Annotated in this window: 16 protein-coding genes; 6 read left to right on the top strand and 10 right to left on the bottom strand. The window is 71.1% G+C overall.

Features of this window, described 5'->3' with window-relative positions; translation table 11 throughout:
* Nucleotides 1-101: 101 nt before the first annotated feature.
* Nucleotides 102-2,045: a CehA/McbA family metallohydrolase gene (locus tag AW271_RS02105; RefSeq protein ID WP_062332962.1), complete on the bottom strand. Its 1,944-nt coding sequence runs from the start codon at nt 2,043-2,045 to the stop codon at nt 102-104.
* 217 nt (nt 2,046-2,262) lie between these two features.
* Here AW271_RS02105 and AW271_RS02100 point away from each other — a divergent pair, with 217 nt between their 5' ends.
* Genes AW271_RS02100 through AW271_RS02085 form a run of 4 tightly spaced genes read left to right on the top strand, consistent with a single transcriptional unit; the run spans nt 2,263 to nt 6,484 of the window.
* The gene (locus AW271_RS02100) at nt 2,263-3,309 is read left to right on the top strand and encodes a hypothetical protein (RefSeq protein WP_062330847.1); all 1,047 of its coding nucleotides are present in this window, start codon (nt 2,263-2,265) and stop codon (nt 3,307-3,309) included.
* Nucleotides 3,310-3,319: 10 nt separating this feature from the next.
* Nucleotides 3,320-4,414 (top strand): toxic anion resistance protein, encoded by a 1,095-nt coding sequence (locus tag AW271_RS02095; protein ID WP_062330845.1) that lies wholly within the window; start codon nt 3,320-3,322, stop codon nt 4,412-4,414.
* On the top strand, nt 4,411-5,919 hold the full coding sequence (locus AW271_RS02090) for a vWA domain-containing protein (protein ID WP_062330842.1): 1,509 nt from the start codon (nt 4,411-4,413) through the stop codon (nt 5,917-5,919). Before AW271_RS02095 ends, AW271_RS02090 begins: the two co-directional genes overlap by 4 nt.
* Nucleotides 5,906-6,484, top strand: a complete 579-nt coding sequence (locus AW271_RS02085) for a hypothetical protein (protein ID WP_062330839.1) — start codon at nt 5,906-5,908, stop codon at nt 6,482-6,484. Before AW271_RS02090 ends, AW271_RS02085 begins: the two co-directional genes overlap by 14 nt.
* On the opposite strand, the gene meaB is transcribed toward AW271_RS02085, so the two are convergent.
* From meaB to AW271_RS02050, 7 genes are all read right to left on the bottom strand, one after another.
* Nucleotides 6,467-7,402 carry a methylmalonyl Co-A mutase-associated GTPase MeaB gene (meaB, locus tag AW271_RS02080; protein WP_062330836.1) on the bottom strand — a complete coding sequence of 312 codons (936 nt, stop codon included), beginning with the start codon at nt 7,400-7,402 and terminating at the stop codon, nt 6,467-6,469. The two genes, AW271_RS02085 and meaB, sit on opposite strands and share 18 nt — an antisense overlap.
* Nucleotides 7,399-9,516 (bottom strand): methylmalonyl-CoA mutase, encoded by a 2,118-nt coding sequence (gene scpA / locus AW271_RS02075; RefSeq protein WP_062330834.1) that lies wholly within the window; start codon nt 9,514-9,516, stop codon nt 7,399-7,401. The genes meaB and scpA overlap by 4 nt, the downstream gene beginning before the upstream one ends.
* Nucleotides 9,513-11,171: a methylmalonyl-CoA mutase subunit beta gene (locus tag AW271_RS02070; RefSeq protein WP_062330831.1), complete on the bottom strand. Its 1,659-nt coding sequence runs from the start codon at nt 11,169-11,171 to the stop codon at nt 9,513-9,515. The genes scpA and AW271_RS02070 overlap by 4 nt, the downstream gene beginning before the upstream one ends.
* A gap of 55 nt (nt 11,172-11,226) precedes the next feature.
* Nucleotides 11,227-13,131 carry a peptidoglycan-binding protein gene (locus AW271_RS42110; RefSeq protein WP_062330828.1) on the bottom strand — a complete coding sequence of 635 codons (1,905 nt, stop codon included), beginning with the start codon at nt 13,129-13,131 and terminating at the stop codon, nt 11,227-11,229.
* 73 nt (nt 13,132-13,204) lie between these two features.
* Nucleotides 13,205-14,323: a 5-methyltetrahydropteroyltriglutamate--homocysteine S-methyltransferase gene (locus AW271_RS02060; protein WP_062330825.1), complete on the bottom strand. Its 1,119-nt coding sequence runs from the start codon at nt 14,321-14,323 to the stop codon at nt 13,205-13,207.
* A gap of 75 nt (nt 14,324-14,398) precedes the next feature.
* Nucleotides 14,399-15,328: an S-methyl-5-thioribose-1-phosphate isomerase gene (gene mtnA, locus AW271_RS02055; protein ID WP_062330822.1), complete on the bottom strand. Its 930-nt coding sequence runs from the start codon at nt 15,326-15,328 to the stop codon at nt 14,399-14,401.
* Nucleotides 15,325-16,419: an amidase family protein gene (locus tag AW271_RS02050; protein WP_062330819.1), complete on the bottom strand. Its 1,095-nt coding sequence runs from the start codon at nt 16,417-16,419 to the stop codon at nt 15,325-15,327. Before AW271_RS02050 ends, mtnA begins: the two co-directional genes overlap by 4 nt.
* Before the next feature lie 99 nt (nt 16,420-16,518).
* Here AW271_RS02050 and AW271_RS02045 point away from each other — a divergent pair, with 99 nt between their 5' ends.
* Nucleotides 16,519-17,589 carry a DUF5925 domain-containing protein gene (locus AW271_RS02045; protein WP_062330814.1) on the top strand — a complete coding sequence of 357 codons (1,071 nt, stop codon included), beginning with the start codon at nt 16,519-16,521 and terminating at the stop codon, nt 17,587-17,589.
* Here AW271_RS02045 and AW271_RS02040 read toward each other — a convergent pair.
* Together AW271_RS02040 and AW271_RS02035 are read right to left on the bottom strand one after the other, a co-directional pair.
* The gene (locus tag AW271_RS02040) at nt 17,580-17,987 is read right to left on the bottom strand and encodes a hypothetical protein (protein WP_062330811.1); all 408 of its coding nucleotides are present in this window, start codon (nt 17,985-17,987) and stop codon (nt 17,580-17,582) included. The genes AW271_RS02045 and AW271_RS02040 overlap by 10 nt on opposite strands.
* Before the next feature lie 15 nt (nt 17,988-18,002).
* Nucleotides 18,003-18,386 carry a hypothetical protein gene (locus AW271_RS02035; RefSeq protein WP_062330808.1) on the bottom strand — a complete coding sequence of 128 codons (384 nt, stop codon included), beginning with the start codon at nt 18,384-18,386 and terminating at the stop codon, nt 18,003-18,005.
* A gap of 70 nt (nt 18,387-18,456) precedes the next feature.
* Between AW271_RS02035 and AW271_RS02030 the strand changes: the two genes are divergently transcribed.
* The gene (locus AW271_RS02030; protein WP_062330805.1) at nt 18,457-19,707 is read left to right on the top strand and encodes a M20/M25/M40 family metallo-hydrolase; all 1,251 of its coding nucleotides are present in this window, start codon (nt 18,457-18,459) and stop codon (nt 19,705-19,707) included.
* The last annotated feature ends 87 nt before the right edge of the window (nt 19,708-19,794 follow it).

The following is a 19,794-nucleotide window of genomic DNA, read 5'->3' as shown; positions in this document are numbered from 1 at the left end:
AACGGACATGATCTCTAGAGCTCCAACGGATCTCCCCTGGGCAGGCGATGTGACGTCGTCCACGCTAGGCGAGCTGGTCACCAGCCCGCAAACCATTTACGTCAGAGGCGCGAGCGGTAGATCTGGGCGGCCTTCTCGATCAGGTCGAGGTGGTCGGCGAGCTGGCTCGGGGAGTCGAGGCGGGCGTGCGAGCGCACGGTCTGGTCGAGCAGCGCCAGCCAGTCGAGGCACCACCGCACGTCCTCGACCCGGGCGACCGGGCGGCCCGCGACGTCGACGTAGATGGGGCTGGTGTGGGCGTACACCCGGCGGTGCAGGCTGCGGCGGTGGGGGCCGCCGCTCGCGGTGGCCACGACGTAGGTCGGTTCGGTGACCCTCAGGGTGGTCCGCAGTTCGCCGCCCGGACCGGCGGCGACCACGCCGTCGGCGGTGACGATCTCCAGGCGTTCGACCTCGGGGCCGACGCTGCGGGCCACGATCTCGACCTCGTCGCCGGCCGCCAGGCACCAGGTGTCGCCGATCTCGGCTCCCCCGGCGGTCAGCTCCAGCCACGGGCCGGTGGTGGCGAAGGTGCGGCCCTGTCGCACGGCGTGCGCGTACGCCTCGGCGGAGAGGGGGCCGCCGAGACGGGCGTACACGCGTTCCCAGCCGGGCGGGCTGGAGACGGTGTCCTGCCGGGTGTAGGACAACATCGAGTCGGTGCCCGCCAGCGCGGCCAGGCGGTTGCCGGCGCCGAGCAGGCGGCGGTAGACCTCGACGGTGCCGGAGAACTCCGAGAAGTGCAGCAGCTCGACGCCGTCGACCAGGCCGAGCGCGGCGTCGACGACCAGGGCGCGGGCGTTGCAGTCGCGGTTGCCCGCGCCGACGACGTCGGCGGGGGTGGCGACCGGGCCGTGGAACGGGTGGGCGTAGCCGAGCACCGCCTGCAGTTCGCGCAGTTCACCGCAGGCGGCGCCGTTCGGCGGCCAGTCGGCGTCGTCGAGGAAGCCGGTGTGGTAGATCGACGGCGGGGCGGCCAATCCGAAGGCGTGCACGTGGCCGAGCAGGTCGTTGCGGTATTCGACGCCCATCCGGGCGACGTGCCCGGCGTCCGACCAGGGCAGGTCGCGGCCGGCCCAGTGGTGCAGCGCCTCCTGGTCGTAGACGCGGCGGCCGGCCACGTTGCCCGCCACCAGGTTGAGCACGTGCAGGTCCTCGCCGTGCTGCATGACGGCGGCCTCGGCGGGGGCGGCCACCACGTCGCCCGCCCAGTTGAGGTGGACGTGCAGGTCGGCGCCGTACCAGCCCTTCGCGGCGGCGTCGTACACGCGGGCCGGGGTGAGCTCGACCGTGGTCTCACGCCAGGGCGACGGCACGACCTGGGTCTCCGCGACGTCGTACTCCATGCCGCGGGTCACCCGGACGACCAGCGGTTCGGCCGGCACCGGCACCGTCAGGTCGTCGCCGTGGAAGTAGGGCACGCCGTGGTAGTCGCGCCGCTGCGGCACGCCGTCGGGCCACCAGCCCTGGCCGTCGGTCGATGTCACGCTCCAGCGGCAGGGGAACCCGGCCCGCAGGCGCAGCCGCGCGGGCACGGCCGCCCGGGTGAGCACCGACAGGTCGACCGGCTCGCCGTCGCAGCGCAGGTCGCTGTCGCTGGTGAACTCGGCCAGGTGGGCGCCGCCCGGGCCGAGGACGTGCTCGGTCCCGTCGAGGGTGACGGTGGCGGTGGTCGTGCGGGCCGAGTCGACCAGGAGCACGCCCGCCACGGGGGTCGCGGAGAGCACCGCGCACGAACGGGCCTCCAGGATGTAGCCGCCGGCGGTGAGCCGCAGCACGGTGAGCCCGTCGGGCGCCTCCCGGCCGCTGACGGCGTCGCGGAAGGCCCGGTCGAGGTCGGTGTCGCCGGACATCTGGTAAGCCTCGTCCGGAAACCGGAGGAAGCTCAGCATGCGCACGTAGCCGATCGGCGGTTCACCCCAGGTGATGCCGTGCTCGGCCAGCAGGGCGCGGTAGTCGTCGAGGGCCCGTGCCACCACCGGTGGCAACAACGGGTCATGATGCATGGTCGCCTCCCCGATATCCGAAAGCGACAGCATCGTCACACCGCATCACCGGGCATGGGGTGCAATCGTGCGTCGGGGTGCAGTGAGGTCGAACGCGGGGGGAGAAAACCCGAACCGGGAGTAAGAACCGTCACCCGTGAAATCGTGGTGAACGAGCTCTGAATTCTTTTTGTGACACACGCCGGTTTTCGCAGCGTCTCACATAATTCAGGGTGAGATGAGGAGAAGATTACTCGGCGTGGCACTGGCCGTCCTTCTGGGGGGAGGGGTCGTCGCGGCCCTCGTCCTGGGCAACCTCGGGTCAGGGGTCACCGTCGTCCGCGGCGTCATCGGGTCGGAGAAGAAACCGTTCTTCGACGACCCCCAGGTCAAGGCCGCCTTCGCGAAGCACGGCCTCCAGGTGGAGGTCGACACCGCCGGGTCCCGCGAGATCGCCGCCGGCGTGGACCTGAGCACCTATTCGTTCGCCTTTCCGTCGAGCGCGCCCGCCGCCGAGAAGATCAAGAAGGACCGCGGCGTCGCCGCGACCTTCGCGCCGTTCTTCTCGCCCATGGCGGTGGCGACCTTCGAGCCGATCGTGGCCACGCTGACCCAGGCGGGGGTCGTGAGTGGCACCACGTTCGACATCAAGAAATATCTGGAAATAGTAGATAAAGGCACTCGGTGGGATGCGCTGCCTGGTTCGGCGTACAAAGCCAGAAAACGGGTGCTGCTCACCACGACGGACATCCGCACCTCGAACTCGGCGGCCATGTACCTGGCGCTGACCAGCTACGTCGCCAACGGCGACGACGTCGTGCGGGGGGCCGACGCCAAGGTCGCCGAGCGGGTCTCGCCGCTGTTCCTCGACCAGGGCTACAGCGAGTCGACCTCCGAGGCGCCGTTCGAGGACTACCTCGCCATGGGCATGGGGAAAACCCCGATGATCATGGTGTACGAGGCCCAGTACGCCGCCCGCCTGTTCGCCGCCGACGGCTCGATCAGCCCGCAGATGCGCCTGCTCTACCCGTCGCCGACGGTGCTCAGCAAGCACACCCTGGTGCCCTTCGACGAGAACGCGACCGAGATCGGCCGGCTGCTGACCGACGACCCCGAGTTCGCCGAGCTCGCCGCCAAGCACGGCTTCCGCACCGCCGACCCCGGCGTGTTCGCCGGCCTCGCCGAGGGCACCCCGCTCACCCGCGACCTGGTCGACGTGGTCGAGCCGCCCACCTACGACCACCTGGAACAGCTCGTCGCCATGATCGAAGAGCGTTACCTCTGAGGAAACCCTGATGGACCTGGTACTCACGCCACCGGAGCCGGTCCCACCGGTGCCCGCGGAGAAGGCGTCGCGGATGATGCCGATCTCCGGCGAACGCGACGCCGAACTGGCCGGACGGGCCCGCGCGTTCGCCGGCGAGCTGGCCGCGCTCGACCCGCGCTCCCCCGACTTCACCAAGAAGGTCGGCGACATCACCGCGATGGGCGCGTCCGAGATCGGCGCGTCGTCGCAGGTCTCCAACCGCATGCTCCGCCGCCCGCTGAAGGCGGCGGAGGGGCCGGTCGCCGACGACCTGGTGTCCCTGCGCCGCACGATCGTCGACCTCGACCCGAAGAACGCCACCACCGGCCGCCGCCTGATGGGCCTGTTACCGGGCAAGCTGCGCGACTACTTCGCCAAGTACCAGAGCGCGCAGAAGCACCTCGACGACATCGTGCGCTCGCTCAAGTCGGGCCAGGACGAACTGCGCAAGGACAACGCCGCCATCGAGGGCGAGCGCCGCCTGCTGTGGGACGCGATGCTCAAGCTCCAGGAGTACGCCGTCATGGCCACCGCCCTCGACGCCGAGATCGAGGAGCTGATCCTGCGCGAGCCCGACGAGGAGCGCGTCACCGCGCTGCGCAGCGACGCCCTGTTCGCGGTGCGGCAGCGCCACCAGGACCTGCTCACCCAGCTCGCCGTCTCGGCGCAGGGCTACCTGGCCCTCGACCTGGTGCGCAAGAACAACCTGGAGCTCATCAAGGGCGTCGACCGCGCCACCACCACGACGATGGCCGCGCTGCGCACGGCGGTCGTGGTCGCCCAGGCGCTCGCCGGGCAGAAGCTCGTGCTCGACCAGATCACCGCGCTCAACGCGACCACCTCCGACCTGATCGTGTCGACGAGCGAGCTGCTGCGCGGCCAGGCCGCCGACATCCAAGCGCAGGCCGCCGCGACGACGGTCGACCTCGACTCGCTGCGCAAGGCGTTCGACAACATCTACGCCACCATCGACACCATCGACGAGTTCCGCGCGCGGGCCGTGGAGAACATGGCCACCACGGTGAGCAGCCTGACGGTGGAGATCGAGAACGCGCAGAAGTACCTGGAGCGGAGCGAGCGATGAGGCGAGCCCTCCTGGCGCTGGCGCTGGTCGCGGCGTCGCTGACCGCGTGCTCGGCCGACGAGCCGTTCCGCATCCTGGCGGGCAGTGAGGTCGCCGACCTCGAACCGCTGCTGAAGGAGTCGGGCGTCGAGGTCGAGTTCACCTACACCGGCACCCTCGACGGCGCCGAGCAGGTGGCCCGCGGCGACGCGGGCGACTACGACGCGACGTGGTTCTCCTCCAACCGCTACCTGTCGCTGATCGACGGGGCGCGGGAGAAGTTGTCGACCCAGACGAAGATCATGAACTCGCCGGTGGTGCTGGGGCTCAAGCCCGCCAAGGCCGCCGAGCTCGGCTGGGACGCCAAGCCGGTGACCTGGTCGGACATCGCGACCACCGCCGCCGCGAACCGGTTCACGTTCGGCATGACCAACCCGGCCTCCTCGAACTCCGGGTTCTCGGCCCTGGTCGGGGTCGCGGCGGCGCTGTCGGACGCCGGCGAGGCCCTCGACGCGCAGACCATCTCGGCGGTGACGCCCCGGCTCAAGGAGTTCTTCTCCGCGCAGAAGCTCACCTCCGGCTCGTCGGGCTGGCTGGCCGACGCCTACACCGCGCGGCCCGACGTCGACGGGCTGGTCAACTACGAGTCGGTGCTGCTGGGCATGCGCGAGAAGCTGACGCTGGTCTATCCGTCGGACGGGGTGGTGTCGGCGGACTACCCGCTCACCCTGCTGGCGGGGTCGGACCGCAAGGAGCAGTACGACGAGCTGGTCGCGTGGCTGCGTACACCCGAGACCCAGCGCAAGATCATGACGGCCACCCACCGGCGGCCGATCGTGCCCGGGGTCGCGCTCGCGCCCGAGTTCGGGTCGGCGCCGCTGGTGGAGCTGCCGTTCCCGAACCGGCGCTCGGCGGCCGACGAGCTCATCGGGGCCTACCTGAACCAGGTGCGGGTGCCCGCGCGGGCGGTGTTCGTGCTGGACACCTCCGGGTCGATGGAGGGCGACCGCATCGACAGCCTGCGCACCGCGCTCGTGACGCTGACCGGCGCGGACACCTCCGCCTACGGCACCTTCTCCCGGTTCCGCAACCGCGAGCAGGTCACCCTGCTGCCGTTCGCCGACCGGCTGAAGGGGCAGCAGGACTACCAGGTGCCCGAGACGGGGCCCGAAGCCGTGCTCGGCCAGATCAAGACCTACGCCGAGAGCCTGTCGGCCGACGGCGGCACCGCCATCTACGACGCGCTGCGCGCCGCCTACGAGCAGCCGGTCGACCCGGGGCGCTACTCGTCGATCGTGCTGATGACCGACGGCGAGAACACCGACGGGTCGGAGTACCTCGACTTCCAGCTCTACTACCAGGGGCTGCCCGCCGAGAAGAAGGCGGTGCGCACCTTCGTGGTGCTGTTCGGCGACAGCGACGTCGAGGAGATGAACGAGATCGCGACCCTGACCGGCGGCGCCGTCTTCGACGCCAGGAACGGCTCGCTGGCCGAGGCGTTCAAGGAGATCCGTGGCTACCAGTGACCGGATCCTGACCTACCTGGGCTCGACGAAGAACATCGTCGGCTCGGTCTGCGGGCTGGTCGGCGTGGGCCTGGTCTTCCTGGGCGTCGCGGGCGCCTTCTGGCCCGTCGTGGTCGTCGGCCTGTACGGCCTGGGCGCGCTGCTGGCCCCCTCGGACAAGACCAGGGTCGTGTTGTCCCTCGCCACGGCCGAGACGTCGGCGCTGCGGGCCGAACTCGACACCCTGATGGGGCGGCTGCGCGGGCTGCCGCCCGACGTGATCGACCGCGTGGTCGACCTGGCCGAGACGCTCCGCGGCGTGCTGGGCCGGGTCGAGTCCCCCGACCACCTCCACGTGGTCGCGCAGACGATCCGCGACTACCTCCCGACGAGCCTGGACGCCTACGGCCGCCTGCCGCTGGCCCGCCGGGAGGCCGCCCACGCGGAGCTGCTCAGCCAGCTCGACCTGCTGAAAACGGGCCTCGGCCGGGTGGCGGACGCGGTCCACGCGGGCGACGAACAGGCGTTGAAGGACCAGGGCCGCTTCCTCCAGGACCGGTTCGGCGGATCATCCCTGGACCTGTGACCCCCCTCTGTACAGCAGCTCGGCCGCCTGGGCCGGAGTCAGTTCCCCATCGAGGACCCGCCGTTCGATCTCCGGGGCGATTCTCCATGTCTTCTCGCGCAGGTCGCCGAGGACCCGCTCCCGGACCATCGCCCACGTCCAGTCGACCGCCTGGCGTTGCCGTTTGGCCGTCAGGTCGGTGGTCTCCTGGTGCTTGAGGACGTGCGCCCACAACTCGGGCAGCCCCGCCCCGGTCATGCCGCTGCAGGTCAGCACGGGCGTGTGCGCGTTGAGGAGGCGCAGCGCGCCGGACAGTTCGCGGGCCGCCTTCTTGGCCGCCAGTTCGAACTCGCCGTCGGCCTTGTTGACCGCGATCACGTCGGCCAGCTCCAGCACGCCCTTCTTGATGCCCTGGAGCTGGTCGCCGGTCCGCGCGAGCGAGAGCACGAGGAAGGTGTCGACCATCTCGGCCACCGCCGTCTCCGACTGCCCGACCCCGACGGTCTCGACGAGCACGACGTCGTACCCGGCCGCCTCGACGACGACCATCGCCTCGCGCGTCGCCTTCGCCACCCCGCCGAGGGTCCCGGCGGTCGGCGACGGGCGGATGAAGGCGTTCGGGTCGACCGCCAGGCGGCTCATCCGGGTCTTGTCGCCCAGGATGCTGCCGCCCGACCTGCTGGAGGACGGGTCGACGGCGAGCACCGCCACCTTGTGGCCCTCGCCGGTCAGCATCGTGCCGAGCGCCTCGATGAACGTCGACTTGCCCACGCCCGGCACCCCGCTGACCCCCACCCGGCGGGCCTTCCCGGCCGCCGGGGCGAGCTCCGTGAGCAGGCGCTGGGCCTGCTCACGGTGGTCGGCGCGGGTCGACTCGACCAGGGTGATGGCCCGCGCGATCGACCGGCGGTCGCCCCGCACGACCCCTTCGGCGATCATCGGTTCCGCAGGCCGGCGACGAGGTCGAGGGCGGCGTCGGCGATGACGGTGCCGGGCGGGAAGATCGCGTCGGCGCCCGCCGCGCGCAGCGCGTCGAAGTCGCCGGGCGGGATCACCCCGCCGACCACGATCATGATGTCGCCCGCGCCGTGCTCCTCCAGCGCCTTCTTCAGCGCCGGGACGAGCGTCAGGTGCCCCGCCGCCAGCGACGACACCCCGACCACGTGGACGTCGGCCTCGACCGCCTGCCGGGCGACCTCCTCGGGCGTCTGGAACAGCGGGCCGACGTCGACGTCGAAACCGAGGTCGGCGAAGCCGGTCGCGATCACCTTCTGGCCCCGGTCGTGGCCGTCCTGGCCCATCTTCGCCACCAGGATCCGGGGCCGGCGGCCCTCCTCCTCGGCGAACTCGGCGCAGGCTTCGCGCACCTCGTCGATCCTGCTCATGTCGGCGCCGGCCTCCTGGCGGTAGACCCCGGAGATGGTCCGGATGCGGGCTTCGTGGCGGCCGAACACCTTCTCCAGCGCGTCGGAGATCTCCCCGACGGTCGCCTTGGCCCGCGCGGCGTCGACCGCGAGGGCCAGCAGGTTGCCGCTCCCGGCGGCGGCCTCGGTCAGCGCCGCCAGCGCCCGCTCGACCTGGGCCGGGTCGCGTTCCGCCCGCAGCCGGGCCAGCTTGGCGAGCTGCCGGTCGCGGACGGCGCTGTTGTCGACCTTCAGCACCTCGATGGGCTCGTCGGCCTCCGGGCGGTACTTGTTGACGCCGATGACCGGCTGGCGGCCCGAGTCGATGCGGGCCTGGGTGCGGGCCGCGGCCTCCTCGATGCGGAGCTTGGGCAGCCCCAGGTCGATGGCGCGGGCCATGCCGCCGGCCTCCTCGACCTCCTGGATGTGCGCCCACGCCTTCTGGGCCAGTTCCTCGGTGAGCCGCTCGACGTAGTAGGAGCCGCCCCACGGGTCGATCACCCGCGTGGTGCCCGACTCCTGCTGCAGCACGATCTGGGTGTTGCGGGCGATGCGGGCCGAGAAGTCGCTCGGCAGCGCGAGCGCCTCGTCGAGCGCGTTGGTGTGCAGCGACTGCGTGTGGCCCTGGGTCGCCGCCATCGCCTCGACGCAGGTGCGGGCGACGTTGTTGTAGACGTCCTGCGCGGTCAGCGACCAGCCGGAGGTCTGCGAGTGGGTGCGCAGCGACAACGACTTGGGGTTGGTCGCGCCGAAGTCGCGCACCAGCCGCGCCCACAGCAGCCGGGCCGCGCGCAGCTTGGCGACCTCCATGAAGAAGTTCATGCCGATGCACCAGAAGAACGACAGGCGCGGCGCGAACGCGTCGACGTCCAGGCCCGCCTTGGTGCCCGCCCGCAGGTATTCGACCCCGTCGGCCAGCGTGTACGCCAGCTCCAGGTCGAGCGTGGCCCCGGCCTCCTGGATGTGGTAGCCGGAGATCGAGATCGAGTTGAACTTCGGCATCCTCTGCGAGGTGAACTCGAAGATGTCGGAGATGATCCGCATCGACGGCTCGGGCGGGTAGATGTAGGTGTTGCGGACCATGAACTCCTTGAGGATGTCGTTCTGGATGGTCCCCTGGAGCTGTTCCGGCTTCACCCCCTGCTCCTCGGCCGCCACGATGTACAGCGCCAGGACCGGCAGCACCGCGCCGTTCATGGTCATCGACACCGACATGCGGTCGAGCGGGATGCCGTCGAACAGCTGCCGCATGTCGTAGATCGAGTCGATCGCCACCCCGGCCATGCCGACGTCGCCCCGCACCCGCGGATGGTCGGAGTCGTAGCCCCGGTGGGTGGCCAGGTCGAACGCGACCGACAGGCCCTTCTGCCCGGCCGCCAGGTTGCGGCGGTAGAAGGCGTTGGACTCCTCTGCGGTGGAGAACCCGGCGTACTGGCGGATGGTCCACGGCTGGTTGACGTACATCGTCGGGTAGGGGCCACGCAGGAACGGCGCCTTGCCGGGGTAGGTCGGCAGGTAGCCGGGCAGGTCGGCGGCGTCGTAGACGGGCTTGACCGCGATGCCCTCGGGGGTCTCCCACACCTCGCCGTCGACCTTGGCGGCCTCGGGGTGGCCGGTCCCGAGCGGGATCTCGCTGAAGTCGGGGATCATCGGTCCACTCCCAGGTCGTCGAACGTGGTCTCCAGGACCTCCAGGGCGTCACACCCCGCGTAGAGGGTGGCGTCGACACCCTCATACTCCCCCTTGCCGGCCAGCCACACCTTCGCGGCCCCGGCCGCCTTGAGCGCGGCGGCGGCCTGGGCGGCCTGCTCGGCGTACAGGCGGTCGGAGGAGCAGACGCAGACCACCGCCGGGGCGCCGGTGTAGTCGGCCACCTCGCCGGTCACGGTCGCGACGCCGCCGGCGGCGAAGAGGTTGGCGGCGAACGAGGCGCGGGCGGTGTGCACGGCGACCGGCCCGAGCGTGGCCAGGAACACCGCCGGCCGGGTCTCCTGCCGGTCGGCGAGGTCGCGCAGCCGCTCGAACGGCTCGGCGTAGCGGTCGGGCGTGCCGGGCAGACCCGGGCCGGGCTCGCGCACCGGGATCCTCTCGGCCAGGTTCGGGAACTCGCTCACCCCGGTGACGGGCCGCCGGCGGCGGGCGACGTCCTTCTCCCTGGACGCCCTGGCCTGCCGGATCGCCTCCTCGATCACCTGCTCGCCGTGCTTCTCGGCCTGCCGGAACAGATCCCAGGCGGCGTTCGCCAGGTCGTCGGTGAGGTGCTCCACGTACCAGGAACCCCCGGCCGGGTCGGCGACCCGCGCCACCCCGGCCTCCTCGACCAGCAGCGACTGGGTGTTGCGGGCGATCCGGCGGGCGAACGCGTCGGGCAGCCCGAGCGCGGCGTCGAACGGCTGCACCGTCACCGCGTCGGCGCCCCCGGCCCCGGCCGCGAAGCAGGCCAGCGTGGTGCGCAGCATGTTCACCCACGGGTCGCGCGCCGTCATCATCGCGCCCGAGGTCACCGCGTGCTGGAGCTGCACGGGCGGGCCGCCCGCCACCTCGGCCACCCGGGCCCACAACCGGCGGGCCGCCCGGAGCTTGGCGATCGTGAGGAACTGGTCGGCGGTGGCGGCGTACCGGAACTCGATCAGCTCGAACGCCCGCTCGACCGGCAACCCGGCCTCGGTGAGCCGCCGCAGCGCGGCGACACCCTGCGTGATCGACGCGGCGAGCTCCTGCGCGTCGGCGGCGCCCCTGTCGTGGTAGGCCAGCGCGTCGACCACGACCAGCCGCAGCCCCCCGCGGGCCCGGCCGGCGAACTCCGCCAGATCGGGATCGCCGGGCGCGAAACCCAGGTTCCCGCCCGGCAAATCGTCCAACTGGGACGCGGTCTCGTTCAACTGGAGAAAGGCGTGCGCGGCCCGCGCGGCCCGGTCACCGGCGTCGAGCACGACCGGCGCCAGGTCGAGCAGCACCCCGTCGAGCACCACCGGCAGCGCGGCCGGATCGATCGAGGCCAGGTCGAGCCAGAGCGACGAGACGCCGTTCTCCAGGTCGGCCAGGATCGCCTCCCGGGTCACCCGGGGGTCGGGGTGGGCGTGCCGCTGCCGCACGTCCCACGGCCCGGCGTGGCCGACCGGGCGCGGCAGCTCAGGGGCCTCGTCGTAGAGCGGCACGATCGTCACGCCGTCGGGGGTGCGCGTCGCGAGCCGCCCCTCGGGGTCGTCGCCCTCGTATCCCGACTTGCGCAGCACCGACAGCGCCAGTGCCCGCCATTCCTCCCGCGAACCGGGATCGAATCCGGCCGCCAGATCCACTGTCATGCTCCGGATGATAGGCCGAAGCGCTGAAGCGGACCTCTACCGGCCGTCCGCGGGTTCACAAGGTGTAGCGGAACGACTCCTCCCAGGTACGCCGCCCCACGATCCCGTCGTCGGGCAGGTCGACCCGGCGCTGAAACGTCTTGCACACGTCGCGCGACCGCTGCCCGTAGGCGCCGTCGGCCTCCAACTCGAACCCGATCTTCTTCATCTGCTGCTGCCACCGCTTCACGTCGTCACCGACGGTGACCGGCGGGAAGGTGAACAACCGCCCCGGCCACGCCGGGATCTGCCCGCCGGGCGGGGTGCCGGGGGTGCCGCCCCCGGGCCGGGGCGCGCCCCGCTCCACCCACGCGTAGAGCGCCGCTCCCGGGCAGTCGGTGGAGAAGCCGTCGCGGTGCCCCTTGATCTCGGTCCCGGCGCCGCCCTCCTGGCGGAGGTAGTCGATCGCGTCGAGGATGCCGTGCAGCAGATCGTTGGTGGGTTTCACGAACCCGGCGTTGCCGACCAGGCCGAGCACGGCGTAGTGGTCGGAGTTGAGGCCGGACCCGTTGGCGGCGGGCAGCCGGTCGGGCCCCCGCCCGACGAACACCTTCCGGTGGGGGCAGGCGATCATCGAGTTGCCGGTGAAGTAGACGGAGCCGTTCCGGCGGGCGAGCCAAGACTGGTTCTCGGTACGCGGACACCAGATCTCGCCGTCGTAGATCTCCTCCGAGATCTGGAACTCGCCCTTGCTCTGCCTGGCCGCGCGCGGCCCGAAGAACTCCTGCCGGCGGATGGCGACCTGCCACATGTCGGTCTTGCAGGAGGCGGTGGGCGGCCTGCGGCGCAGGGAGGCGCTGCGGCCGGACAGCAGGACCGCGAACATGAAAGCCTCGGAGGCGGCCCGGTTCTTCTGCGCGAGCTTGTCCTCACCGGCGTTGTCGGCGGCCAGCGACGTCTCGATGAACAGCCCGAGCTGGGCCTTGGTCAAGGACAGCAGGAACTCATGAGTGGGCACCCGGTCGGGCGCGACGTCGAGGAGATGGGGACCGGCATCGGCGGAGAGATGGAACTCCACGAGGTCGTCGTTGAGCGCCTCACGCCATCGCGGCACGCCGTCGGTGTTTCGGCCGAGCCGGGGGAACGCGCCCGAGTCAGGGCCGAAGACCTCGGTCAGGGCCATCCGCAGACGGCTGACGTTCGCCGCGTTCTTCACCGCCTGATAGATCGCCACAGAGGTGCTGGGCGTCTTGTCCCTGGAGCGCTTGATGGTGCCCTCGGTCCAGAACCAGGCGACCAGTTCGACGAAGGCGTCCGACCACTTGGCCTCGGTCGGCAGGTCGGCGCAGGGAGCGGCGATCGGGATGCGGTCCCAGTACGTGAGCGTCTCCGTGGTCGCCCACAGGCGCTCCCGGGAGGTGACCTCACGGCGGCTTCGGCCGGTCGCCACCCATCGGCCGCGGTCGTCCTTGACCCGAACCGTGCCGGTCCGGCGCCGATAGCGCTCGACCGGCCAGCGGTGCTGGGGAGTGGTGAGCGAGGAGTGCCGGTCGCCTTCCATGCGGATCATGGTTCGGGACTGGGCGGGGAAGACGTACACGTCGAGAAGGGGCTGCCACTCGGACAGGCCGGTCTCGTGGTTCAGCGTCAGGGTCAGGTCGCCCGGCTGGATCTCCCGGTAGGACTTCCAGCCGTCGCGGGTGAGGATCTCGGTCTGCTCGTCGACGCAGTAGCCGATGTCTATCCAGCCGTTGCCGTCCATGTGGAAGTTCTGGATCGACCTGACCTGGGCGATGCAGAGGTTGTGGTCGTTGACGATCTCCGGGGGCACGCGGCCGCCCGTGTAGTGGACCTTGACACCCTTCGTGGACGTCAGCGGGGAGTAGGACCCCTTGGGAGCGCGGGCCCCCCATTGCGAGCGGGTCACCAGCGAGATCGCCACGAGGAAACTCCCGAACAGGTTGGACAGGACGCCGAGCATATTGGCCGCCGGATGGCGCGAGTGGCGCTTTGCCCAGATCGACGGCCGATATGCCCAACGGTCATCGGTCTCGCTAGCCCCAGACCTCGCGCGCCGTCTCAACGATGAGCCGCAGCTTGGCGAGTTGCTCCTCCTGGGTGAGGGAGTTGCCCTCCACGGTGGAAGAGAACCCGCACTGCGGGGACAGGCAGAGCTGGTCGACGTCGATGTACTTCGAGGCGGCCTCGATGCGCCGCTTGAGGTCGTCCTTCGACTCCAGGGCGCCCGACTTGGTGGTGACGAGGCCGAGGACGACGTACTTGCCCTTGGGCACGTAGCGGAGCGGTTCGAAGCCGCCGGAGCGCTCGTCGTCGAACTCCAGGAAGAAGCCGTCGACGCCGAGTTCGCCGAACAGGGCCTCGGCGACGAAGTCGTAGGAGCCTTCGGCGGCCCACGAGGAGCGGAAGTTGCCGCGGCACATGTGGGTGGTGATCCGCATGCCCTCGGGCTTGGTCGCGATGGCGGTGTTGATCTGCTGGATGTAGCGCAGGTGGAGGTGGTCGGCGTCGTCGCCGCGGGCGGCGATCTCGGCGCGCTGCGCGGGGTCGTTCAGGTAGGCGAGGGAGGTGTCGTCGAACTGCAGGTAGGTGCAGCCCTGCGCGCCGATGCGGGCCACCTCGTTCTGGTACGCCGCCGCGAGGTCGGCCCAGAACTCCTCGATGTCCGGGTAGACGTCGGGGTCGATGGCGGCCTGGCCGCCTCGGTAGTGGACCATGTTCGGCGACGGGATGGTCAGCTTGGGGGTCTGGCCCTCGCCGGCCACGCTCTGCAGGTAGGCGAAGTCGTCGGCGAAGATCGTCTCGTTGAGGGTGATCCTGCCGTCGACCTTCATCCCCTTGGGGGTGAACTCGATCTTCTCGTTCTCGTTGCGGAACTTGACGACGATCTGCTCGTCGGCGGCCACGCTGATGCCGCCGAGGCGGTAGATGAAGTCCATGTGCCAGGAGGCGCGGCGGAACTCGCCGTCGGTCGCCGTCTGGAGGCCGGCCTCGGCCTGGAGGGCGACGACGTCGCGGATGGCGGCGTCTTCCACGGCGCGCAGACCGGCGGCGTCGAGGGCGCCCTTGGCGTAGTCGTCACGAGCCTGGAGCAGGGTGGCCGGGCGCAGGAGGCTGCCGACGTGATCCGCACGGAAGGGGGGTTCTGTGCGCATTGCGAATCATCTCCATTGATGTCTGGAACATGACGGAAGTCGTCAAGACGCTAGCGCATGTCACCAGTTTCTTGATCACGAAATGAGCGTTTCGCCCCGCGCGGGACGGACCACTCTCCGCTCGGTGACGATGGCCGTGATGAGCTCGGCGGGCGTCACGTCGAAGGCCGGGTTGTAGGTCGCCACCCCGGGCAGCGCGGTGACCTCGGCGCTCCCCCGGTCTTCGATCTCGATGTCGCCGCCGCCGGGTGTGCGCGGGTCGACGGTGGTCTCGGGCGCGACCACGACGAACGGCACCCCGGCCCGGTGAGCGCCCAGGGCGAGCATGTAGGAGCCGATCTTGTTGGCGGTGTCGCCGTTGGCGGCGATCCGGTCGGCCCCGATGACGACGGCGTCGGCCGCGCCCCGCGCCAGCAGGAACGGCCCCGCCGAGTCGACGACGAGCCGGAACGGCGCGCCCATCTTCTGCAGCTCCCACGTGGTGAGCCGGGCGCCCTGCAGCAGCGGCCGGGTCTCCAGCGCGATGGCCTCGGTGAGCGCGCCGCGTTCGTGCAGGGTCTGGATGACGCCGAGCGCGGTGCCGCGCTCGACGGTGGCCAGCGCGCCGGTGTTGCAGATCGTCATGATCCGGGTCGCGCCGTAGGCGGCCAGCAGGTCGGCGCCGCGCTCCCCCATCTCGCGGCAGGCCCGGATGTCCTCCTCGCGGATCTCCAGGGCCCGCTTCAGCGGATCGGCCGCCAGGGCGGCCTCCCGCACCCCCCACGCCAGGTTCACCGCGGTCGGCCGGGCCGCCGCCAGGGGTTCGATCGGCTCTCCCGTACGGGCGGCGAGCGCCACCCCCAGCGCCCCGGCGACCCCGAGGGCGGGCGCGCCGCGCACGGCCAGCCGCTTGATCGCGTCGACGAGCCCGGCGACCGTCGTGATGCGGAGGTGGACGACCTCACCGGGCAGCCGGGTCTGGTCGATGAGGACGATCGCGTCGCCGTCCCAGCCAATCGTCGTCATGCCCCCGACGCTAGCGCGAACAGGTTCTCGTCGCCTCCGGGGGCCGCCATGAGGGACAACCCCAGCGGCAGCCCGTCGACCCGCGCCGCCGGCAGCGCCAGCACGGGCGCTCCGGCGATCGGCGCCAGGCACGTCAGCCGCAACGTGGCCGCCCGCGTCCGGGCCGGCCGGCCGAGCGCGGGCGCGGTGCCGGGGGCGCTCGGCAGCGCCAGGACGGCCCCTTCCAGCAGGTCGAGCAGCCGCTGCCGCGCCTCGGCGACGGTCTTGCGGGCCAGGCTGACCTCCTCGGCGGTGAGCCGCTCGGCCCGCTCGAACCGCGCCGCGACGCCGGGCCCGAACACGGGCCGCTTCTCGCGCACCCACGCGCCGTGGCAGGCCCAGACCTCGGCGGCCTGGGCGACCGCGAACGCGTCGGTGACGTCGAGCCCGAGCGGGGTGCGGTCGACGGGCAGGCCCAGGTCGCGGATGGCCGGGGCGAGCGCGGCCCCCACCCGCGGGGACAGTTCGCCCCAGAGGTCGGCCGGGACCCACGCCCTCTCGGGCGCCGCCGGCCGGGACGCGGGATCGATCAGCACGTCGGCCGCCCATTCGAGCAGCGGCAGCTCCCTGGCCAGCAGCCCGGGAACGTCGTAGGAGGGCGCCAACGGCACGATGCCGTCGCGGGGAGCACGGGAATGGGTGGGGCGGTAGCCGTACAGACCACAGAAGGAGGCGGGGACGCGGACCGAACCGGCGGTGTCGGTGCCCAGCCCGAGATCGGCGCGGCCGGCGGCGACGGCCGCGGCCGACCCGCTCGACGACCCCCCGCAGACGTGACCCGGGGCGGCCGGGTTCTCGGGCGCACCGTAGTGCTGGTTGGTGCCCCCCAGGCTCCAGGCGAGCTCGTCGGTGTGCGTCTTGCCCGCGAACACGCTCATGGAGCGCAGCCGCGCGACGGCCTCCGCGTCGCGCTCGGCCTTCTTCCCCAGCAGATCGGGATGCCCCGCCCCGGTGGGCAGCCCCTCGACGTCGACGACGTCCTTGACGGCCAGCCGGGGCCCGTCGGACTGCTCTGTCGCGACACCCCACGGTACGAACGGATCGATCGCCATGCCTCACCTTCCTACGCGAGGCCGATTTCGCCCCCGTGTCCCACGCGTAAACGGATAATGCGTCGACACCTCCCCCGACAGATCGGGATCATTACCTCCATGACTCCGCTCGAGATGAAAGTGTGGGTCGACGACAGCGACAGCCCCGCCGACATCATCGACGCCCTGGCCCTCTCCCCCTTCGCGACCGGGGTACAGCCGTGGGCGCAGACCGCCAGCGTGGAAAGGGTACGCAAGGACGCGCCCCTGACCGCGTCCGGCGGCGTCCTGGTGCGCGGCGCATCGTCCGACGACGGCCCCGACTCCCGCCTGTACGAGGGCGACGGCTGGACCATGCGCGTCATCCGCTACAAGGGCGGCAACGCGATGGTCGCGGTGACGGCCGTGACCGAGGACCTGGCCGCGGCCGTGGTGGCCGAAACCGTGAAGGACGCCGCCGAACCGAGGCCGGTCGACGACGACAACGTGACGATGGGCTTCTTCTGGAAGTCCGAACACGGCCGGAGACGCTCGACGAAGACGATCGGCGCTTCGGCGTGGGCCGACGTGCGGCGCAACTACCCCCGGCTGGCGCAGGGGAAGCTGGACTCCCTGATGGCGCTGCGGGCCGGTTCCGCTCCCGGACGGTTGCTGCTGCTGCACGGGCCGCCCGGGACGGGCAAGACGACGCTGCTGCGGACCCTGGCCCGGGAGTGGCGGTCGTGGTGTCAGGTGGACTGCGTGCTCGATCCCGAGCGGCTGTTCAACGACCCGGGCTATCTGATGGAGGTGGCGGTCGGGTGCGACTGCCCGGACCATGACGAGAAGAAGTGGCGTCTCCTGGTGCTCGAGGACTGCGACGAGCTGATCCGGGCCGAGGCGAAGCTCTCCGCGGGGCAGGGGCTCTCCCGGCTGCTCAACCTGACCGACGGTCTTCTCGGGCAGGGCCGGGATGTGCTGGTGGCGGTCACGACCAATGAGGATCTGCAGCGGTTGCATCCCGCGGTGGTGCGGCCGGGGCGGTGCCTGGCGCAGATCGAGGTCGGGCGGATGCAGCCTGACGAGGCCTCGGCGTGGCTGGGGGACTCGGTTTCCGTCGGGCCCGGCGGGCTGACGCTGGCGGAGATGTTCGCTCTGAAGGCGGGGGTGGTGCCGGAGGAGACGCCGGTGGAGACGGGCCTCTACCTGTAGGTGATGTGGCCGGCCTGTTCCCGCTCGACCACCCGCTGCCAGGGGAAGTCGGGCGGGAGGGCCGGCCGCTCCAGCCGGACCGTGTCGAACCGCAGGGACGGCACCCGGCTCAGGGCTCTGGCCAGGGTTCTCGCGCCTCCTCCGACCGCCGTGACGGTGAGGCCGGCGTGCCGGTGGAGGGCGTAGGCCTGGGCGTACACGTCCAGGAAGGTGCTCAGTCTCGTGTACGACGTGAGCAGGAACTCCATCGGCTGAGGGGTCGGCCGTGACGGGGGCGTGGTGGGCTGGAACCGGCCGACGACCGCGTCGAGGATGGCGCGGCCGTCGAAGACGTCGGGTGCGGTGACGACGCGGGCGTTGGGGAACTGCTCGACGTCCACGCAGTCGTCGCGGCGCACCGACGGGCCGTTGATCTAGACGACCTTGACCGGGTCGGTGGTGCGGTCGAAGTGGTCGACCCAGCGGATGCGCAGGTCGGTGACGTAGGGGCCGCCCCTGCGGAACCGCCCGAGGCCCTCGCCCCTGTTCGGGACGGCCAGCAGGACCATGCGCGAGACGTGCCCGGCCCACGGGCGGTGCTCGCGGGAGTCGTCGTCGCCGTTGGCCACCAGGTAGGCGTGCCGGAGGACGAGACCGGCCGTGCCGTGCGCGACCAGGGCGAGACGGCCGCCGTCCCAGTTCGCGTCGATCCACCGGCAGAGGCTTCTCGGGTCGTGGCAGGCGACCTTGGCGGCGTGCCAGCCCTCCGGGGCGGGCGGCGCGCCGGGGCCCTGATAGATCAGCAGATTCCTCCGCACATCCGGAGCTTGGCGTGCTTCTGGTGGGGTGGCGTGAGTAGGGGGATGCTCAATCAGGAAGGCTTGGATCATGAGTGAGGCTGCCAAGATCTGTTCCGAGCTGATCCGCATCGACACGACCAACCCCGGCCCCGGGGAGCGGGAGGCCGCCGAGTACGTGGCCGGCCTGCTGGCCGAAGTCGGGCTCTCCCCCGTCATCGTCGAGAGCGCGCCGCGGCGGGCCAGCGTCGTCTGCCGGGTGCCCGGCGACTCCCCGGACGCGTTGTTGATCCACGGCCACCTCGACGTGGTGCCGGCCGACCCCGCCGACTGGAAGCTGCACCCGTTCAGCGGGGAGATCGCCGACGGGTACGTGCACGGACGCGGGGCCGTCGACATGAAGGGGTCGCTGGCGATGACCCTGGCGTGGGTGCGGCAGGGGGTGCGGCCCCGGCGTGACCTGGTGCTCGCCTTCCTCGCCGACGAGGAGGCGACCGGGGAGTTCGGGTCGCGGTATGTGGTCTCCGAGCATGCCGAGTTGTTCGAGGGGTGCTCGGAGGCGATCTCCGAGTCCGGGGGGTTCTCGGTGACGATGCCGTCGGGGGTGCGGGTCTACCCGATCGGCGTCGGGGAGCGGGGCACGGCGTGGATGAAGGTGACGGCGCACGGGGTGGCGGGGCACGGGTCGAAGCCGCCCGTCGACAACCCGGTCGCGGAGATGGCGCGGGCGCTGGCGCGGGTGGCCGACCACGAGTGGCCGATCCGGCTCACGCCCGGGGTGTCAGCCATGATCGCGGAACTCTCCGACATCCTGGGGATGGAGATCGACCCGGCGAACCTGTCAGAGGTGCCGCCGAAGGCCGCGGCTCTGTTCAAGGGCACGATCAGGAATTCCACCAACCCGACGATGATGAACGCCGGATACAAGATCAATGTTATTCCCGGGACCGCTGAGGCGGGAATTGACGGGAGATTCGTACCGGGATTCAAGGACGAATTCCTCGACACCGTCGACCGGCTGCTGGGCCCCCGGATCACCCGGGAGTTCATCAACTTCGAGGACGGACCTTCGGCGCCCACCAGCGGCCTGTTCCACGAGCTGAGCGCGGCCCTGACGGCCATGGACCCCACCGCGCGGCCGGTGCCATATGTCATGACCGGGGGCACCGACGCCAAATCCTTCGCCCGCCTCGGCATCAAAGGCTACGGTTTCGCCCCGCTATTGCTTCCGCCCGATCTCGACTACTTCGGACTATTTCACGGGGTGGACGAGCGGGTGCCGATCGAGGGGCTGGAATTCGGTGTTCAGACATTGAACAGACTGCTCGCCCCAGCCCATTGATCGTGCCGGATCGAAGCGTATAATCGAGCTCGGACACCCAAACACCGCGCTAGATCAACAGGGAAACCGATGCCCGAAAGAAGATTT

It is taken from the genome of Herbidospora sakaeratensis, from assembly GCF_001570525.1.
GTDB classification, from domain to species: Bacteria; Actinomycetota; Actinomycetes; order Streptosporangiales; family Streptosporangiaceae; genus Herbidospora; species Herbidospora sakaeratensis.
This window is presented reverse-complemented; position numbering and strand designations above follow the sequence as displayed.